Origin of the sequence: Bacteroides mediterraneensis (assembly GCF_900128455.1) — a bacterium.
Taxonomy (GTDB): Bacteria; Bacteroidota; Bacteroidia; order Bacteroidales; family Bacteroidaceae; genus Phocaeicola; species Phocaeicola mediterraneensis.
In genome coordinates this window covers 1-2411 of record NZ_LT635793.1, presented here as the reverse complement: position 1 = coordinate 2411, position 2411 = coordinate 1, and the positions used below count along the sequence as shown (strand labels likewise).

The 2411-nt window shown below is 43.9% G+C and carries 1 protein-coding gene; it reads left to right on the top strand.

Annotation, left to right across the window (positions count from 1 at the left end):
* The first annotated feature begins 634 nt into the window (after window positions 1-634).
* Window positions 635-2290 carry a group II intron reverse transcriptase/maturase gene (ltrA, locus tag BQ7480_RS17475; RefSeq protein ID WP_072543943.1) on the top strand — a complete coding sequence of 552 codons (1656 nt, stop codon included), beginning with the start codon at window positions 635-637 and terminating at the stop codon, window positions 2288-2290.
* The last annotated feature ends 121 nt before the right edge of the window (window positions 2291-2411 follow it).

Here is a 2411-nt window from a genome sequence, read left to right as displayed (position 1 = left end):
GCATGGCTGTGACATGTAAGTCTTGTATATGATTGTTCAACTTTCATTCCACGAGTTGGAAATAGAACGATTGAACCTGTTGTTCCGTCAACAGTAGCCTATGGGAACGTGCGGTATTAAGCAATGAACCCGTGCGGTAACAGAACCAACAATGAAGCCCTTCCGAAAGGAGAAGTCTGAACCGTGAGGGGATGACAACTGCCGTTAGTATCGAACGACAGGGGAGCTAGGCTGAATGGTATGAATAACGTAATGTGAACCGTTGATAAACGTCGTAACTTCGAATGAGCTGCTAATGATACTGGGCTCTAACCCAAAAGGGATGCAGTCGGATAACCTTCTCCATGCTAAGGTTACACGGACATAACGACTGCCGGCGGATAGACGGATTCTAACCCATTCGTTTGTCATATACAAGAAACATGGTAAACCCGTACTTCTCCTGTTAACAGCAGGTAAGCAGACCGTAAGTGAAGCCGAATGGAGTGCGGGCAGAGGAATGCGGAGAAAGCGAATGCCGTTCTATAATGGAACGGATAGAGGTTGAAACATCACCTCACACGAAAGTGGGCAGACTTCCGCATGGTGGATGTTTTACAAGAAACTTATAGAACTTATTAAAGGAGAAAAGCAAATGAACGAGATTAAAACATCGTGTGCATCTACTGACCGGAAATGGAGCACTTGGGAAAGCATAGACTGGAACAAGTGTGAGATAGCGGTTAATAAGCTACAAGCACGTATTGTAAAAGCTCAAAAGGCGGGCAAACACGGCAAGGTGAAATCTTTGCAATGGGTGCTAACGCATTCGTTTTACGCTAAAGCTTTAGCCGTAAAGCGTGTTACATCAAACAGTGGCAGTGACACCGCAGGCGTTGACAAGGTGAAATGGTCAACTCCCAATGCCAGATTCAAGGCTATCGGTGAACTGAAAAGAAGAGGCTACAAGCCCCAGCCGTTAAAAAGGGTCAATATCAAAAAGAGTAATGGGAAACTACGTCCTTTAGGTATCCCGACGATGAAAGACAGGGCTATGCAGGCATTATACCTGCTTGCGTTGGAACCTGTATCGGAAACAACTGCGGACAGTAATTCCTACGGTTTCCGTAAAGAGAGAAGTACTGGAGATGCAAGGGAACAATGTTTTTGTGTCCTTGCAAAGAAAACTTCTCCCGAATGGATTATGGAGGGTGACATCAAAGGTTGTTTCGACCACATCAGCCACGAATGGCTGCTGAACAATATCCCTATGGATAAAGTGATGCTGCGGAAATGGCTCAAATGCGGTTTTGTCTTCAACAAGGAGCTATTCCCTACGGAAGAGGGTACCCCACAGGGCGGTATCATCTCACCAACTCTTGCGAATATGACACTGGACGGGCTGCAAACTATGCTTGCAGAGAAGTATCACAAGAAATTTGTAAACAGGAAAACGACCTACTATCCCAAAGTACATCTTGTACGCTATGCGGATGATTTTATCATCACGGGTAGAAGCAAGGAAGCTTTGGAAGAAATCAAACCGTTAGTAGTAGACTTTCTCAAGGAAAGGGGATTAACCCTGTCGGAAGAGAAAACAAAGATTACGCACATTGATGACGGATTTGATTTTCTTGGGTACAATATCCGAAAATACAAAGGAGTGCTTCTAATCAAACCGTCCAAAAAGAGCCTGAAGAAATTCATGCAGAAAATCCGGGGAATCATTGATTCCAATAAAGGAAGCAAACAGGAATCACTTATAAGGCTCTTGAATCCTGTGATAACAGGCTGGGTAAACTACTATAAGAATTGTGTGGCTTCTGACACATTCGGAAAAGCTGACTACCTGATATTTGAAAAGTTATGGCAATGGGCTAAGAGACGACACCCCAAGAAAGGCAAATACTGGATTGCCGACCGATACTTTACACGGATAAAAAACCGCAACTGGTGCTTCGTGGCAAACTTCAAGAAAGGCAAGACTGATGACAGGATTGCACTGAAAAGGCTGTATGACACAAAGATTACCCGATATGTCAAGGTAAAAGGTGAAGCAAATCCCTTTGACCCCGAATGGACAGAGTATTTTGAAAAGCGTAAGACTTACAAGATGCTACAGTCGCTCAACGGTAGAAAATCATTGCTGTACATGTGGGAAAGACAGAACCATTTATGTCCCGTATGTGGTAAACCCATAGACAAGGAACATCCTTGGGGAACTTCCCAACAAATAGTCAATGGCAAGAAAGTAAATTTCCTGCTGCATGACAGCTGTAGAAGAAAAGTCATTCAAACTAATAAGATGTAACTATGAGCTGGTTTCTATTAAATAGAAATTTAACACTGCTTGAGCCGTATGATTGGAAACTTTCATGTACGGTTCTGAGGGGGGAAAGGGGCAGTAATGCCCCTGACCTACCCGGCAAAGC